Annotated in this window: 17 protein-coding genes; 9 read left to right on the top strand and 8 right to left on the bottom strand. The window is 61.4% G+C overall.

From position 1 onward, the window contains the following. Positions 1-154: 154 nt before the first annotated feature. The 4 genes from prmC to rpmE form a co-directional block, all read right to left on the bottom strand. Entirely contained in the window at positions 155-976 is an 822-nt protein-coding gene (prmC, locus tag VMT30_09085) for a peptide chain release factor N(5)-glutamine methyltransferase (GenBank protein ID HVQ45083.1), read from the bottom strand. Next, positions 973-2,034, bottom strand: a complete 1,062-nt coding sequence (gene prfA / locus VMT30_09080; protein ID HVQ45082.1) for a peptide chain release factor 1 — start codon at positions 2,032-2,034, stop codon at positions 973-975. Before prfA ends, prmC begins: the two co-directional genes overlap by 4 nt. 87 nt (positions 2,035-2,121) lie before the next feature. Then, a complete protein-coding gene (locus VMT30_09075) occupies positions 2,122-2,673 on the bottom strand; it encodes a hypothetical protein (GenBank protein ID HVQ45081.1) in 552 nt (183 codons plus the stop codon). Positions 2,674-2,811: 138 nt separating this feature from the next. Further along, the gene (gene rpmE / locus VMT30_09070; protein ID HVQ45080.1) at positions 2,812-3,129 is read right to left on the bottom strand and encodes a 50S ribosomal protein L31; all 318 of its coding nucleotides are present in this window, start codon (positions 3,127-3,129) and stop codon (positions 2,812-2,814) included. A 153-nt stretch (positions 3,130-3,282) separates the two neighbouring features. Here rpmE and VMT30_09065 point away from each other — a divergent pair, with 153 nt between their 5' ends. The 9 genes from VMT30_09065 (at position 3,283) to VMT30_09025 (ending at position 10,523) form a co-directional block, all read left to right on the top strand. After that, the gene (locus VMT30_09065; protein HVQ45079.1) at positions 3,283-4,005 is read left to right on the top strand and encodes an ATP-binding protein; all 723 of its coding nucleotides are present in this window, start codon (positions 3,283-3,285) and stop codon (positions 4,003-4,005) included. Between the two features lie 176 nt (positions 4,006-4,181). Next, complete coding sequence (rpsB, locus tag VMT30_09060; protein ID HVQ45078.1) at positions 4,182-4,901, top strand: 30S ribosomal protein S2; 720 nt, start codon at positions 4,182-4,184, stop codon at positions 4,899-4,901. Between the two features lie 3 nt (positions 4,902-4,904). Then, positions 4,905-5,492 carry a translation elongation factor Ts gene (gene tsf / locus VMT30_09055; protein ID HVQ45077.1) on the top strand — a complete coding sequence of 196 codons (588 nt, stop codon included), beginning with the start codon at positions 4,905-4,907 and terminating at the stop codon, positions 5,490-5,492. Next, complete coding sequence (frr, locus tag VMT30_09050; GenBank protein HVQ45076.1) at positions 5,489-6,049, top strand: ribosome recycling factor; 561 nt, start codon at positions 5,489-5,491, stop codon at positions 6,047-6,049. The genes tsf and frr overlap by 4 nt, the downstream gene beginning before the upstream one ends. Further along, a complete protein-coding gene (gene uppS / locus VMT30_09045; protein HVQ45075.1) occupies positions 6,049-6,753 on the top strand; it encodes a polyprenyl diphosphate synthase in 705 nt (234 codons plus the stop codon). The genes frr and uppS overlap by 1 nt, the downstream gene beginning before the upstream one ends. 16 nt (positions 6,754-6,769) lie before the next feature. Next, positions 6,770-7,873: a M50 family metallopeptidase gene (locus tag VMT30_09040; protein ID HVQ45074.1), complete on the top strand. Its 1,104-nt coding sequence runs from the start codon at positions 6,770-6,772 to the stop codon at positions 7,871-7,873. Further along, positions 7,874-8,608, top strand: coding sequence for a type II CAAX endopeptidase family protein (locus VMT30_09035; protein HVQ45073.1), 735 nt, complete (start codon positions 7,874-7,876; stop codon positions 8,606-8,608). 192 nt (positions 8,609-8,800) lie between these two features. Then, on the top strand, positions 8,801-9,058 hold the full coding sequence (locus tag VMT30_09030) for a helix-turn-helix transcriptional regulator (protein HVQ45072.1): 258 nt from the start codon (positions 8,801-8,803) through the stop codon (positions 9,056-9,058). A gap of 220 nt (positions 9,059-9,278) precedes the next feature. Further along, on the top strand, positions 9,279-10,523 hold the full coding sequence (locus VMT30_09025) for an aminoacyl--tRNA ligase-related protein (GenBank protein HVQ45071.1): 1,245 nt from the start codon (positions 9,279-9,281) through the stop codon (positions 10,521-10,523). Positions 10,524-10,612: 89 nt separating this feature from the next. Here the strand turns inward: VMT30_09025 and VMT30_09020 are convergent, their stop codons facing one another. From VMT30_09020 to VMT30_09005, 4 genes are all read right to left on the bottom strand, one after another. Next, positions 10,613-12,253, bottom strand: a complete 1,641-nt coding sequence (locus VMT30_09020) for a GDSL-type esterase/lipase family protein (protein ID HVQ45070.1) — start codon at positions 12,251-12,253, stop codon at positions 10,613-10,615. A 103-nt stretch (positions 12,254-12,356) separates the two neighbouring features. Next, the gene (locus tag VMT30_09015; protein HVQ45069.1) at positions 12,357-13,472 is read right to left on the bottom strand and encodes a M20/M25/M40 family metallo-hydrolase; all 1,116 of its coding nucleotides are present in this window, start codon (positions 13,470-13,472) and stop codon (positions 12,357-12,359) included. Positions 13,473-13,577: 105 nt separating this feature from the next. Continuing rightward, positions 13,578-15,089 (bottom strand): hypothetical protein, encoded by a 1,512-nt coding sequence (locus tag VMT30_09010; GenBank protein ID HVQ45068.1) that lies wholly within the window; start codon positions 15,087-15,089, stop codon positions 13,578-13,580. 44 nt (positions 15,090-15,133) lie between these two features. Continuing rightward, entirely contained in the window at positions 15,134-15,475 is a 342-nt protein-coding gene (locus tag VMT30_09005) for a hypothetical protein (GenBank protein ID HVQ45067.1), read from the bottom strand. Positions 15,476-15,693: the final 218 nt, after the last annotated feature.

Raw genomic sequence — 15,693 nt, 5'->3', positions numbered from 1 at the left:
CTGCGGTAATAACTGTTGTTGGACTATCCGGCTGCACACCGGTATGATTTTTGGTGACGGCATTTTTGTTTCCTCCAGAAACGTTTTGCCGTCATTTTTGCGTCTAAATGATGGTTATGTCAAAAGTGAGGGTGGGTCAGGGTTTTTGTGATGATTATTGGCGCTGGAAGCCCAAAATGAAATAACCCTGCTCAATGGGCGAGAGATGCTGTTTGGCCGCTGCGGCAGTGAGGTCGGCGTGTTGCCACGGGTCGCACTCGGTAAAAAGGCGGCCGGCGGGAGCGAGATGATCGGGCAGGCCGGTGAGGAAACGGCGATAGAGGTTTAGGCCATCGGGGCCGCCAAAGAGGGCGACGGCTGGCTCTTTCGTGACCTCAGGCATGAGGTCGGCATCTTCACGCAGGTACGGGAGATTGGTGACGATGGTGGCGTAGCGGCCGGGGACGTCCTGCCACAGGTCGGATTGGATGAAGGCGAGATTGACGTGGTGGGTGGCGGCGTTGCGGCGGGCGACAGCCAGCGCCTCGGCGGTGACGTCGGTGGCAGTGATGTGCAGGTCGGGACGGTGAGCGGCGATGGCGATGGCGATGGCGCCGGAGCCGGTGCCGATGTCGATGAGATGGGAGTTTGGTGGTGCGTATTTGATGGCCCACTCGACCATTTGCTCGGTTTCGATGCGGGGGGTGAGGACGTCGGGAGTGATTTCGAAATCGAGGCCGTAGAATTCGCGGTTGCCGGTGAGGTGGACGACCGGGATGTGCTCGGAGCGGCGGGAAATGTAGGATTCGAAGTCGGCGACCTGGAAGGTGGTGAGCGGCTCGTCGTCGTGGGCGAGCAGCCAGGCGCGGTCGTGGCGCAGGGTATGGGCCAGGAGCAGCTCGGCGTCGAGCCGGGCGCCGGGGATGCGGTGTTCATCGAGGAAGGCGATGGCGGTGGTGAGGGCTTCGCGGATGGTGGTGGCAGGATGGCTCGTCATGTGGCGGCTTGTTCGAGCCCCAGGCGCAGATCTTCGGCGCGGAGGGCTTCAAGCATGTCGTGGATGCCGCCGAGCATGAAGCCGGGGAGACCGTGCTGGGTGCGGCCGATGCGGTGGTCGGTGACGCGGTCTTGGGGGAAGTTGTAGGTACGAATTTTTTCGGAGCGGTCGCCGGTGCCGATTTGGCCGAGGCGCACCTCGCGGTTTTCGCGCTGTTCTTCTTCCATTTTGAGCGCGAGCAGGCGCGAGCGGAGTACGCCCATGGCTTTGAGCTTGTTTTTGAGCTGAGATTTTTCGTCTTGGCAGGTGACCACGAGGCCGCTCGGGAGGTGCGTAATGCGCACGGCGGAGTCGGTGGTGTTGACGGATTGGCCGCCGTGGCCGCCGGAGCGGTAGACATCGATGCGCAGATCTTGCTCGCGGATTTCGAGGTCGGTTTCCTCGGCTTCGGGGAGCACGGCGACGGTGACAGTACTGGTGTGCACCCGGCCCTGGGATTCGGTTTCGGGAACGCGTTGCACGCGGTGCACGCCGGATTCGTATTTGAGCCAGCCGTAGGCCTCGGGGCCTTTGATCTCGAAGATGATTTCTTTGTAGCCGCCGACGTCGCTGGGGGATTCACTCACGAGCTCGATGTGCCAACCGGGTTGGTTTTCGACATAGCGGGCGTACATACGATAGAGCTCGCCAGCAAATAGGCTGGCCTCGTCGCCGCCGGCGCCGGCGCGGATTTCGATGACGGCGTTTTTGGCGTCGGCGGGGTCTTTGGGGACTAGCGCCAGGCGGAGCTCGTCGTTGGTGCGGGCGAGCTGCTCCTCGAGGGCGGGAATTTCCTCGCGCGCGAGTTCGCCGAGCTCGGGGTCGCTGAGCATTTCGTGGTTTTGCGCTAGGTGGTCGGCGAGGGTGCGGCGGCGGTCGTAGAGCTCGATGAGGGGCGAAAGCTCAGCTTGGCGTTTGGCGAGCGCTACCATTTCGGGTGTGCCAAAGAGCGCCGGGTCGGTCATGCGGCCGGCGATGTCGTCGTATTCGGTGCGAAGTTTGTGCTCGGTGGGATCCATGATCTACTTGATTATACGGCAATAAAGGCGGGTGGCGAACCCGGGGGTGTTCGTGCCCCCGGGTTCGCGTTGAACCGATCGGAGCGGCTACTCGGCGAGAGGGTCGTACTCGCCGGCGGGCCCAGTGGTAACTCGCACGCGGGTGGCGCAGGAGGTGCCGTCATCTGTGGCTTCGGAGGCGACCTCGATGCGGTAGCCGCCGAACAAGGTGGTGCGGCCCGGCAGTAGTATCTGGACTGGGCTCACGCTGCCGTCGCCGAAGTCCTGGAACACGTGCACGCAGCCGCTGGGCCCGTTCACGGGCGTGGCGCAGAGGTCCGGTGCGATGTACACCTCGCCCGACACCGGCTGCCAGGTGGCGAGGATCCGCACGATGAGGGTGCCGGGTCCGCCGTTTCTGGACTCTTCGAATCGGGCGACGAGCAGGTTGCCGTGGGGCAGGGGATGGGTTACGGGGTGGCTCTCCGCCACGTAGAGCTCCGCCCACTGCTCGGTGGGCCCGACCACTAGCTTGGCGAGGTCGGTACCGTGGTAGTTGGCGCGCTGAGCAGGGATGCCCGGGTATACTTCCTGCCAGTTGCCGTTGAGGTGGCGCTCTGGGGAGTAGGGGGCCGTGTCGGTCGGGTTCGCAGTGGTCATGTCAACGACGCTCCTCGGTCGGTACCGCATGCGTCTTGGCAGGCACAATGGAAAGCGGCTTTGTTTTTATACCATGTTTTTTGTATTTTTTCAATAAAAAACCGGCCTTGGAGACCGGTTTTTGAGAGAGACGAAGATTTAAGCTTTGGGTTCAGTTTCAGCTTCGACGGTTTCGGTTTGGAGTTCTTCCTGGATCTTGGCGACCTCAGGGTCTTTTTTGTTTTCGGCGGCGGCTTTGGCCTCGGCGCGCTTGGTGGCTTCGGCCTGGCGGGCCTTGAATTTGTCGACGCGGCCGGCGGTGTCGATGAGTTTTTGCTTGCCGGTGTAGAACGGGTGGCAGTTGGAGCAAATTTCCACGCTAATTTCCTTCACGGTCGAATGGGTCGTGAAGGTAGTGTTGCAACCGTTGCAGTGAACGGTGGTCTCGAGAAGTTCGGGGTGAATGCCGGTTTTCATAACTTGACGATTGTACCTGATGATGGAGCGTAGGTCAAGGTTTGGGATTGGGCAGACTGCTGCTCTTGACATATTTGGATAAATGTTTTAGATTGTTGGCACTGGCGCGGCGGGCTTCGCTCGCGCTTGCTCTTACGGGGATTAGTCCGGGAGGTGATATGCGTGCGTGCCGACTATGGCAACGTGGTGCTGTTCATCGGGCCAAACGGCGCCGGTAAGACGACCACGGCAAGGGGGGTGGCGCAACATCTGCAACAGGTTGGTGCGGCGGCTGTGGTGGTCTCGATCGAGATACTGCATCGGGCAGTGGTGGGCTGGGCCTGCCGTGACTCCGTTTCTCGCGGTTCGGGTCCCATGCGGCGGCGCCGTCTGCGGTCGTACCGTTCGAGTGAGCTGGTCGCGCTGGCTCGCCAAGCCGGGATGCATATCGGCCCGGATGGAGACCTCTGCCGGGGGGCCGGACAGCTTTTGCCGGACCCTTGCTCGAATCGAGCAAGCGCTGTCGCGGTGGCGAAGTGGCGCGGCGATCGGCTGGTAGGTGAGTATGTCCGTACGCTGGTGGCCGAATTCGCCGCCGGCTATGACGGCATCGTGCTCGTCGATGGGCGGTTCCGCCAGGACTTCCCTGAGGCATGGCTCACGATGTGCCTCGGAGTGTCGCCTCGGGTCGCGGCGCTGCGGGCTCGACGGAGCCAGAGGGCAGTGAGGCGCCGCGACCGCCAGGATTGGCGCGCGAGGGGCTCGTTGCGGCTTCCGCAGGATCTGTCTGAGGGCTTCGGGATCCTGGACACTGATCCGCTCTCGCCGGAGCAGGCCTGTGCCGTGGTGCTTCAGTGGATGTACGGACACATGGGCCTCGCAATGGAGGCGGTGTGATTTTATGGCTCGCGGAGAAAGGTTTTGCCGTTCTCGGCGAGCCTTTCTTCTTTGCGGCGGGGTGTTGTCTTGCACGGGTAAATCTGCTATAGTCCGGGAGCTTAAATATTTTAACGAATCAGCCCGGCCGTAATCCTCCCGCTTGGGTGGTCGTGCGTAGATGAAAGGACACAATAATGGCTGATGTAAGCCTAAAAGAACTACTTGAGGCCGGTGCACACTTTGGGCATCAGACCCGCCGGTGGAATCCCAAAATGCGCGAGTACATTTATGGCGCGCGGGGCGGGGTGCACATTTTGGACCTCACCAAGACGGGCATAATGCTCAAAGAGGCCACGACATTTGCGCGCGAAACCGCGTCGCATGGCGGCAAGGTTTTGCTCGTGGGCACCAAGCGCCAGGCGGCGCCGGTGATCAAGGAAATCGCCGAGGCCAATAATTTGCCATACGTTACCGAGCGATGGCTGGGTGGCATGCTCACCAACTTCCGTACTATTCGGTTGCAGGTGCAGCGGCTCAAGAAACTTGAGGCGGGTTTGGAGAGCGACTTCCAGGCCAAGTACAACAAGAAAGAATTGCTCGATTTTTCAAACGAGGTAGCAGCGCTCAACCGTGTCTTTGGCGGCATTAAGCACATGGATGGCTTGCCGGCGGCGATTTATGTCGTGGATGTGCCGGGCGAGATGATCGCCGTGGCCGAGGCGCGTAAACTGGGTATTCCGGTGATCGCGATCGTGGATAGCAACGCCGACCCCGATCTGGTGGATTACAAAATTCCGGCCAATGACGACGCCATCAAGAGCGTGCGGGTAATCACGGGTGCGGTGGCAGAGGCGGCGGCTGAAGGCGCCAAGCTGCACGCCAGCAAGGCGGCTGATAAGACGGAGGAGGCTTAAGTCATGGCGGTTTCGGTAGAAGATATCAAAAAACTGCGCGACCAAACGGGCGCAGGAATGATGAAGGCCAAAGAGGCGCTTGAGGCTGCCGGCGGTGATTTTGATGCGGCGGTGAAGTATTTGCGCGAAAAGGGCGAGGCCTCGGCGGCCAAAAAGAGCGATCGCGAGGCTCGGGCTGGCGTGATCGAAGGTTATGTGCACGGCGGCCGCATTGGCGTGCTCGTGGAGGTGAACTGCGAAACTGATTTTGTGGCGCGTACGGATGACTTTAAGATCTTTGTGCGCGACGTAGCGATGCACATTGCGGCGGCGGCGCCCGAATATTTGAACCCGGAGGCAGTGCCAGCTGAGGTGGTAGAGAGCGAGAAGGCGATCTATCGCAAGGAGGTTGAGGGCAAGCCGGCCGAGATTATTGAGAAGATCGTGGATGGCAAACTAGCTAAATACTATGAGCAGGTTTGCCTGATCAACCAGCCGTTTGTGAAGGATCCCGACGTAACGGTAGGTAAATTGACTACAGACTTAATTGCCAAATTGGGAGAGAATATAGTCATTCGCCGGTATACGCGGATGGAACTAGGAGGGGTATGATTCGAGCACTCGTTGAATCGACTGGACTGAAAATGGAAAAGGCCGTGGTGCACTTTGGCGAGGACCTCAAGAGCTTGCGCACCGGCCGCGCCTCAGTGGCGTTGTTGGATGGCGTGATCGTGGAGCTGTACGGCGCGGTGCAGCCGCTTCGGGCGGTGGCTTCGGTGAGCACGCCCGATGCGCGTAGTCTGGCGGTGGCGCCGTGGGACAAGACCGCGATTGGGCCGATTGAGAAGGCGATTCGAGAAAATCAGGCGCTGGGGCTCAACCCGAGCAATGATGGTAACGTGGTGCGGATGAGCATTCCGCCGTTGACCGAGGAGCGTCGCAAAGAGATTGTAAAAAGCCTGGGTAGCAAGGTGGAGGACTGCCGGATTGCGTTGCGCAATATCCGCCACGACGTGCTGGGCGAGGTCAAGAAGCTGGAAAAAGCCAAAGAGGCGACAAGCGACGACGTGAAGTTTGCTGAAGCTGAACTGAACAAAATGATTGAGAAGTTTCAGCGCCGCATCGAGGAGCTCGAGGCCGCCAAAGCCAAGGAGATCATGGAGGTCTAGTGACCGAATCCGTGCCTGCGAGGCTGGTGCCGACTCATTTGGGGCTGATTTTGGATGGCAACCGGCGCTGGGCACGGGCTGAGGGTTTGCCGCAGCTTGAGGGGCACCGTCGTGGTTACGAAAATCTGCACGAGATCGTGCGAGAGGCGGTTGGTCGTGGTGTACGCTACGTTTCGGCGTATGTTTTTTCCACCGAAAATTGGCGGCGGAGTAGTGAAGAAGTGGAATATTTGATGGATCTTTTGGTGTGGATTGCCACCAAGGAGCTCGGTAAATATGCTCGCGAGGGCCTGAAGGTGGTGTTTGTGGGCTCGCGGGAGCGGCTGAGCGTGAAGGTGCTGAGGGCTATTGAATCAGCCGAGGCCAAAACGGCTCACAACACGCGGGCGGTGGTGGCGATGTGTTTCAACTACGGTGGCCACGTGGAGCTGGCTGAAGGCGTGGCGCGGTTGGTGGCCGATGGGGTAGCGGCGGCCGAAGTGACCGTGGAGCGGCTGGCGGGGTATTTGTATCACCCCGAATTGCCGCCGGTCGACTTCGTGATTCGGACATCGGGCGAGCAGCGCTTGAGCGGCTTTATGCTGTGGCGAGTGAGCTACGCCGAGCTGTACTTTACGCCTACCCCGTGGCCGGCGTTTACCGTGGCTGATCTGGGTGTGGCCTTCGATGAATACGAACGGCGGCAGCGGCGGTTTGGCAAATAGGTTACAATAGATAGCGATGCTAGTTATTATTCTTGTGATTGTGCTGTTTTCGCTGCTGGTGATTTTGCACGAGTTGGGGCACTTTGTGGCTGCTCGACGCGGCGGCGTAGAGGTGGAAGAGTTTGGTATTGGATTTCCGCCGCGGCTGTGGGGGAAGAAGATTAAGGGCACGTTGTATTCGATAAACTGGTTTCCGTTGGGCGGGTTTGTGCGTCTGAAGGGTGAGGATACGGCCGAATCGGGGGCGGGGACGTTTGCGGCGGCTAAATTTGGTACCAAGGCCAAGATCTTGCTGGCCGGGGTGGCGATGAATTTGCTAACGGCGGTGGTATTGCTGTACGGCTTGTGCGTGACGGGCTTGCCGGCGCTGGGGCCGTCGTTTGAGCCATCGTTTTTGCACACTGAGTATGCCCAGCCGCGGGAGTTGATTTTGGCCGAGGTGGTGGCGGGTTCGCCGGCGGCTGCGGCAGGCTTGAAGCGAGGTGATTATTTGCTGTCGGCCGGGGGCACCAAGCTCGCTAGTGAGGCGGCGCTGCGGGATTATACCAAGACTCATGCTGGTCAGACCGTGCAGCTGCAGGTCCGGAGCGGTTCGGCTGCGCGCGAGGTGTCGGTGAAGCTGCGCGAAGCGGGGTCCAAGGACGGGTATCTAGGCGTAGGCAGCCAACAGGTGTACAAGCTGCGGTACGATCCGTTGAGTGCTGTGGCGGCGGCGTTGTACATTACGGGGGCGTTGTTTGTGGCGACGATCGTGGGGGTGGTGATGCTGCTCGTGCACATACCGGCGTTGCTCGTGGGGTTGTTTTCGCCGGCGGTACCAGCGGCGGCGGAAGCGGCTTCGGGTCCGCTCGGCATTGTGTTTATTTTGCAGAGTTTGTCGTCGCTGGGATTGGCTTATATCTTTGTGTTTATGGCTAATATTGCGGTGGCGCTGGCGGCGTTTAATGTGCTGCCGCTGCCGGCGCTCGATGGGGGTCGGCTGGCGGTAATTACGCTGCGGCGGTTTATGAAGCGGAGTATTTCGGCCGAAACAGAGGCCAAAATTCACACGATTGGTTTTATGGCGCTGATGGCGTTGATGGTTGTGATTACGATTTACGATGTGCGAAAGCGTCCCTAGGTGAAGGGGCCGAAGGAGCTGCCGGAATATTTGCGGGTACCGTGGGGGGTTCGCGATGCGGTGCTCCTGGTGGCTGGGTGGTTTGTGGCACAGGTGCTGCTGGGGGTGATTTTGGCGTTGCTGGCGCGGGTGATACCGCCGGTAGCGGGGTTTTTGGCCGGGGTGCGCAGCGAGGATGTGGGGGCCACCTTTGCGCTGGATCTGATTGGCGTGGCGCTGGGATTTGGCTTGATGGCGCTGTTTTTGAGGCACTACCGAGTGGGCTGGCAGATGGTAGGTTGGCGGCGGGTGAGTGTGTGGCGCGCGGTGGGGTACTTGGTGGTTATTTTGGTCGTGTTTTTGATCGCGGCGCAGGTGACGCTGGAGCTGGTGAAGCTGCTGGTGCCGGCATTTGATCCGAATCAGGCGCAGACGAACGAGTTTACGAAGGGGGCGGATTCGCACTGGAGCTTGGCCTTGATCGCGCTCGTGCTGATACCGCCAGTACTCGAGGAGACGATATTTCGGGGCTTTATTTTTCCGGCGTTGGCTAAGCGAACGGGATTGATTTGGGGGGCGGTGCTGTCGTCGGCTTTGTTTGGGCTAGCGCATGGGCAGGCGAATTTGTTTGTGTATACGATGATTTTAGGCTTGCTGCTGTGCTTTATGTACGTGCGCACACGCAGCATTGTGCCGGGGATATTGCTGCATATGGTCAATAATTACTTGGCGTTTTTGGCGATTACGAGTAAGTAGCTTGGGTATTCGTGACGGGGTTGACCGGGTCGGCGTCCCTAGTGTATTTTTGCTGTCCCGGGGAATGTAGTAACGGGGAATAGATTCCCCGGGACAGCATTTTGTGATAGTAGTATCGGAAGGTTGGGAGGCATGGAGCGTTATATATTTGAACCGTCATTTCGGTTAGTGGATACACTAATATTGGCTTCGTTGAGCCGAGAGCCGCGGCATGGTTATGAACTGGAGGCGCATGTGACGAATATCTCGCGGGGACGGGTGGCGTCGGGGAACGCGACGGTTTATAAGGCAGTGAAGCGGCTGGCGGGGGATGGTTTGGTGACGGTGATGGTGGGATCGCAGGGAGACCGGCGGCGGTATTACGAGATTACCCGCGAAGGGCGGGCGCAGCTGGGACGAGATTTGGGGTTGCTGCGGCGGACGGTGCAGGCATTTGATGAGAGATTTTGACACGGTAGCGGTGGCATGATACTTTGCTTGCAAAGCTGTGAATGGGTCTCCCGCCCTGGAGCTGCCGGCGATGAGCCGTGCCGGACCTCACCGTGATCTGAGAAATTAAGGCCGAAGCGATTCGGTGAAGACAAGATGGTACCACGAGATAGCCTCGTTCTTGTCAGACGTGATTTTTTGCGTTTGGCGGGAGCGATTTTTTAATAACGGAGAGACTTTGATGAGATTATCACAGACCTTATTTAAGACGAGTAAAACCCTGGCCGGAGAGGGCGACAGCCTCAATTACCAGTTGCTGACGCGGGCGGGGTTTGTGGACCAGTTGATGGCGGGGGTGTATACCTACATGCCGCTGGGGCTGCGGGTGCTGCGCAAGATTGAGCAAGTGGTGCGCGAGGAGATGAACGGGCTGGGCGCGGAGGAGATTTTGATGCCGACATTGCACCCGAAGGAGCCGTGGGTGAAGACGGGCGGTTGGGACGGCATTGACGTGCTGTTTAAGATCAAAAGCCGCACGGGCAATGACTATGCTTTGGGGCAGAGCGAGGAGGAGGTGGTGAGCCCGCTGGTGCTGAGTCGAGCGCAGTCGTATAAGCAGTATCCGGTGAAGGTGTACCAGATTCATTGGAAGTACCGGGATGAACTGCGGGCCAAGAGCGGGATTATGCGCGGGCGCGAGTTCTTCATGAAGGATATGTACTCGTTTCATACCACGCAGGCGGATTTTGACGCATTTTACAAAGAGGCGAAAGAGGCGTACCTGCGGATTTTCAAGCGGCTGGGTTTGACGGCCAAGGTGACGGAGGCTTCGGGGGGTGCGTTTAGCGAGAAGGTGAGCTACGAATTTGAGGTGCTGACCGATGCGGGTGAAGACGTAATTTATTATTGCGACAATTGTGACTTTTGTGTGGAGGATGAGATTGCCAAGGTGAAGCCCGGCGATGTGTGTCCGCGGTGTAGCAAGGATAAGCTTAAGGAAGCCAAAAGTGCCGAGGTAGGCAATGTGTTTGACCTGGGGCAAAAGTATGGCAAGGCGTTTGATCTGGGGTTTGTGGATGAGCACGACCAGAAACAGTATCCGGTGATTGGGTGCTATGGTATTGGGATTTCGCGCGTGATGGGCGTGATTGTGGAGAAATATAACGATGAGAAGGGCATAATGTGGCCCGAAAGCGTGGCGCCGTTTGCGGTGCACTTGGTGCGGCTGGGAGCGGATGATGCAGTGACGGTGGCGGCCGATGCGTTGTACGACGAGCTGATGCGGGCTGGTGTGGAGGTACTCTACGATGACCGCGACGCGCCGGCGGGAGCGAAGTTCGCGGATGCGGATTTGATAGGCGTGCCGTTGCGGTTGACGGTGAGCAAGCGCACGCTGGAGCAGGGCTCGGTGGAGTGGAAGCGGCGGGACGGGGATGAGGTGGAGTTGGTGAAATTGGGTGTGGTGGCGAGTAGGGTCCGACCCTAGCCTAGGGTTCGTCCCTAAACATGCCGAGGCCCCCGTGCGCATGGTGTGCGCACGGGGGCCGGTGGCCGGCTCCTGAGGAGCCGGTATCGTTAGTTGGGCTTGGTACGGCCCTTGATGATGAGGGGCAGTACGGCCTCGGCCAGGCGGATTTCGCCGAGGCCGGTGGGGTGGAACCGGTCGGGGTCGGCCACCCCGCGGATGTCGGGGCCGAGTCCGGGTGGACTCGGCTCGCACAGCCGGGTGAGGTGCGGCGTGGCGACGTCGAAGTGGTACTTTTCGGCGCCGGTGGTCAGGACCGCGTTGAGTTCGTCGCCCAGCGACCGCAGGTACGCGATCTTTTTCTCGTTGAGCGGCTTGACGCCCGCTATGCCCGGTGGCCCTTGCAGGTCTGGGCAACTCGGATTGAGCTTGACGGCGTCGGGGCTGAGCGCTTCGTACGACTTCACGATGATGATCTGCGGATGGGTGGGCAACTCGTTGAGGTCGCGCAGGAGCTGGCCGTACGCCTGGTCGAAGTCGGTCAGCAGGTACTCGAACTCCGAGTGCATGAACGGGTCGCTGCAGTCGACTACGATGTAGCAGTAGCCGATGGCGTCGGCCCAGCGGACATCGTTGGCGCCGATCATTACTACCACGAATTTGAGGCTCTTGATGTTCTTGAGTAGCCCCACTTGTGGCGGCAGGTACCGGTTGCTGCGCAGCTGGGAGCCGCGAAGGCCGGCGGCGACGGTGGCGCTGGGGCAGGCCAGGTTGGCCACCTTGACGAGGAGTTGCTGTTTGAGCTCCTCGGCTAGCGAGTCGCTGCTGCGGCCGCAGTCGCGGTCGTCTTGGGTCGGGTTGGCGACGAGCGGGCCGCCTTGCTCGGAAACCCGGGAGTCGCCCGCTACGGCGCCCTCGACGTCGGTGAGCACCGGGCCGGTGGGCGACGGCGTGACATAGGTGGTGCCGAAGATGTCGGCTAGCGACTCGGCGCCCGCCAGACCGTGGGCGCCAACGGCGGTGCCGGTGAGGCAGAGCGCCAGAGCCGTCAGGACGCCGGCGAGCACGCAGACCGCCCGCCGCAAGATCGGTTGGCCATAGCGCTGCCGGAATTCCAGTAGCGTGAGGCTGACTTGATCTGGGCGGCGCCGGCTTTGGCGCCGGAGTGCGAACAGGACTCGTCCGAGCTCGAGGATGGCGTACAGCCCGAGAGCGATGCCGACGGCGAACATCGCGAGCAGGCCGAGGTAGCGGAGGATTCCGCCCCAGATTCCGGGTCCGAAGGCGCTCTCAGTGGACCCGTTTTGGGGGTTGAGGGCTTTGCCCGCAGCCTCATTCCGGACGAATGGTCCTTTCTGAAGGCGGGGCCGGATGGGTCCGTACACCTGGTATTTGGGGATGTCGAGCTTGGTGTTGCCGATCTGCACCACCTGGGCCGGTCCTGACAGTGACAGGTCTGGAGGTTTGGCGCCGACCGTGACGTGCTGGCCGGCAGCCACCACGTCTTGGCCCGGGGTGATGATGAGCGCTAGCGGGATGGCCGCAGTGATGCTCACCAATACGAGCAGGGTTGTACGCCACGACCGCAGCTCGCGTAGGGCGCGGCGGGCGTTCCGTAGCAGGAGCAGTGAGGTGCACAATGGGATTTCGATTATCCACAGGCCGAAACGCCTGAGCTTTTGGGTCCGGCGGCTCTTGGGTGGACGGGTGTCAGAGAGCGCCGTTCCGGGGCCCTCGGTGTCGATGGCCATGGTGGTGGTCCCTTCTCGATGGACGGGGGTGGTCTGCGGAAACGGTGCACCATACTTTACGTTAAAACGCTAGCCTAAGCAAGATTGTGTGGTGGGGCAGTGGTTAATCGTGTGCCCATTCGACGGTGAAATCGCGGATCACCTGGTAGAAACGGTCGAGGTCGGCGAGGTCGATCCATTCGGCGGGGCCGTGGTGGTCGCCGCCGGTGGGACGGACGGTGATGACGGGGATGTTGTGGGCGGCAAAGAAGCGGGCGTCGGAGGCGCCGTGAGCGATAATATTGTGGAGCGGATGGCCGGTGACGCGTTCGGCGATGCGGCGAAACATCACGCCGGGACCGTCGTCGGGGACGAGGTAGGGGGCGCTGGCGACAACGGTTTCGGCGTCGACGCCCGGAATGGCCTGACGAGCGGCCTCGACCCAGGCGGCGACCGTGTCGAGGGTGGTGCCGGGGGTGAGGCGGATATCGACATAGGCTTCGGCGGTGTCGGCGACTTGGTTGGCGGCGGTGCCGCCGGTGATGCGGCCGAGATTGAGGGTGGCGTGTTCGTGGGCGGGGTCGCCGCATGGCTCGATGACGGTGTGGCGGCGAAGTTCGTCGACGAAGCGGATGAGTTGATCGATGGCGTTGACGCCGTTCCAGGGTCGGGAGGCGTGGGAGGCTCGGCCGCGGCTCGTGAGCTTCCACCAGACGATGCCTTTGGCGCCGGTTTCCATTTCCCAATTGACGCCGCCGTCGGGCAGGAGCACGGCTTCGCCGCGGTAGCCGTTTTGGGTGAGCCAATGAACGCCGTCCTGGCCGCCGACTTCTTCGTCGGTGGTGATCATGAGGCCGAGGTTGTACTGGCTGAGCTTTGAGCCGAGCTCTTGGAGCAGGGCAATGAAGGTGGCGATGGCGAATTTCATGTCGTAGGAGCCGCGGCCGATGAGCCGGCCGCCAGCGAGGCGCGGCTCGAAAGCGGCTACGGGAGCCGGGACTACGTCCATGTGGGCTTGCAGCCAGAGTCGCGGGGTGCGGGTGGGGCGGGTGGTGACGATAAGTGCGGGGAAGTCGTTGTGCTCGAGGCGCAGAATGTGGAGCGGGAGATTGGTAAGCTGCTGTTCGACCCAATCCAGCGCGGCCCGGTTCGTGGCGTGGGCGTCGGTGATGGTGGGGAAGCGAATTAAATGCGAAAGCAGGTCGGCGAGGGTGGGGGATTGAGGCACGGTTGTAATCATAGCGGATTTTTCCTTCATTGGTAGCGTAACAGGGGGGTGCGGGGGCGGAGCACCAGACGGTTGCGCTTGTGGCGCGTGTCTGGCGCTCCGCCCCGGGGGTGACGACTAGGCCATGAGGGCCGGGGTGTCACTGATTGGGCGCAGCTGGCTGGCGCTTGGGTCTGGCCAGTAGCTGACCGAGTGGCCGAGGCCGCCCCGCGAGTGCTCGATGTAATCGAGGAGCATCAGACGGGTGGCTTCGGCGGCGGGGTGGCCGCCTTGGAGGTAGTGCGTGCGCCGGGCGAGTTGCCAGCCGGCGCCCGTCAGTGCCTGGCTGCCCCGCGCGACTCGGCGGGCGATTGGCTCCAGGAACTGTTCCACTTCGTCGCTTGCGACGCCCCAGAGCATCCAGCCTTCGCGGGTGCGGGGGAGCAGGTCGTGGCGGACGATGTCGTGGGCGTGCCGGGTATCCAGGCGACCGGACGCGTCCGGCCAGATCAGGGGCTCGTTGGCGTCGTGCCTGCAGGCGGATTCGAAGTTGGCCTCGGCGTGGGGTTCGAGCGGGCCTGTGTAGTCGGCGGCGAATGGGTTGGCCATCAGCCCGCCGACGAGCACCAGGGCGGCGAATATGTCGGCGAGGGTTGGCCCCGACGACAGGTGGCGCAGCTCATGCCGCAGGTGTCGGCCGCGGGTGTCGGCGACGATACGGTCGATGATCGGCCATGAGGTGCCCACAGCCAGTGCGAGACTGTCGAGATCCGGCAGGATCCCGCGTTGAGCCTTGCTCAGACTGCGTTCGCGGTCCGGTCGGTACAGGATGGGCGGTAGCTCGGTCGCGCAGCGAATGGGCTCGTTGGGGTCCGTGATGTAGTTGTTGACCCTGCAGCGTTCGGGACCAACGGCCAGGTGGAAGAGCCGGTGGCGCAGGTCCTGGCCACTGGCTCCGCCAAACGGCAGTGGTGCGTTGGCAGTGACAGCCATGATGGGGCCGGCTGTGGCCACCGCCAGGTTGTGTGCCGGCACGATCGTTCCCAGCCCCGGGAAGTAGAAGTGGGGCTGCACGCTCGAGTTGGGCATCAGCGTGTCCACTGAAGTGGAGCAGAACTCGTACCGTTGGCCGTCGGGGTCGTTGAGTTCGGCGGAGACCGGTTCGCGGTCTTGCCATAGGGCTTTTTGCAGCACGGCGTAGCGGCCGCCTGAAGAGCGGTGGCCGGGGACGAGCTGGTCGGCGCCCATGGTTGGCAGGATGCCGATGAGGACCACGAAGGCGCCTTCGGCGGCGGCGAGCTCGACGATCGTGTCGAGGAGCCTCTCGGCCTCCTGGTACATCCGGGTGAGCCCCCGGCCGAGGAGCGGTTGGGGGGTGAGGTTGAGCTCGAGCTGGCAAGATGCGAGCTCGGGTACTACGTTGGTAATGCTGCGAGCTCGAAGTTGCTCGAGAATGAGAGGGGCGAGCCCAAAGTAAGGCCGGCCGTGTTCATTTACGAGGTGCAGCTCAATCTCGAGCCCCACTGATGGGACGGCGTCGAGGCTCAGGCGTCGCTCGCACACCCTCAGGGCGTGGAGCTGGCGCGGGAGCCGGCGGCGGAGTAGGTAGGAGCTCAACCGGCCGACGGACTGAACAGCTTGCGTACCCATGGGTACCTCCAATGTCGAGGTGCGAGGCGGGCTCTGGCGCGCGCCTAGGGATTGATGGTGCGGCCGGAGCCGGCGGGGATGGCCAGCATGGCTTCGGTTGGTTCGATCCGGAAGTCGCCGTAGTGTTTCAGCTCTACGACGGCGTCGAGCAGAGTCGGCGTTACGACCAGATCGACCGTGGAGTTTGTCAGTATTTTGTGACGAGTGCCGTACGTGATCTCGGCGGCCCGGAGGACGACGTTCAAATTGCGGAAGCCCCGACCGTGGGTCGTGATTCGGAATGGCACGGTCTGGGCCGGGGTTGCCGGGTTTGTGTCGGCGCGCGGCGGGTCCGGCTGGATCTTCGCGCGACGCCTCATGGCTACGCGATCTTTTCTGGTTGGCACCCTGACTCCATTTTCCGGCCGCTTGGCGGGCAGCCTGTGCGAGGGTTGAATCAGGCACGGGCGGCCCGGGGGAGGCCGAACAACGAAAAACCGCTCCTTGCGGAGCGGTGTCTGGGGTGAGGTTTACGAAGTACTAAACGCTCTGACCAGGCACCGCCGGTCCCAGAATCAGAACTACCAGAAACATGTCCCGCCGAAGCGGGGCTGCAATTCGATTA

The sequence above is a fragment of the Candidatus Saccharimonadia bacterium genome (assembly GCA_035544015.1).
GTDB lineage: Bacteria > Patescibacteriota > Saccharimonadia > UBA4664 > UBA4664 > UBA5169.
This window is presented reverse-complemented; position numbering and strand designations above follow the sequence as displayed.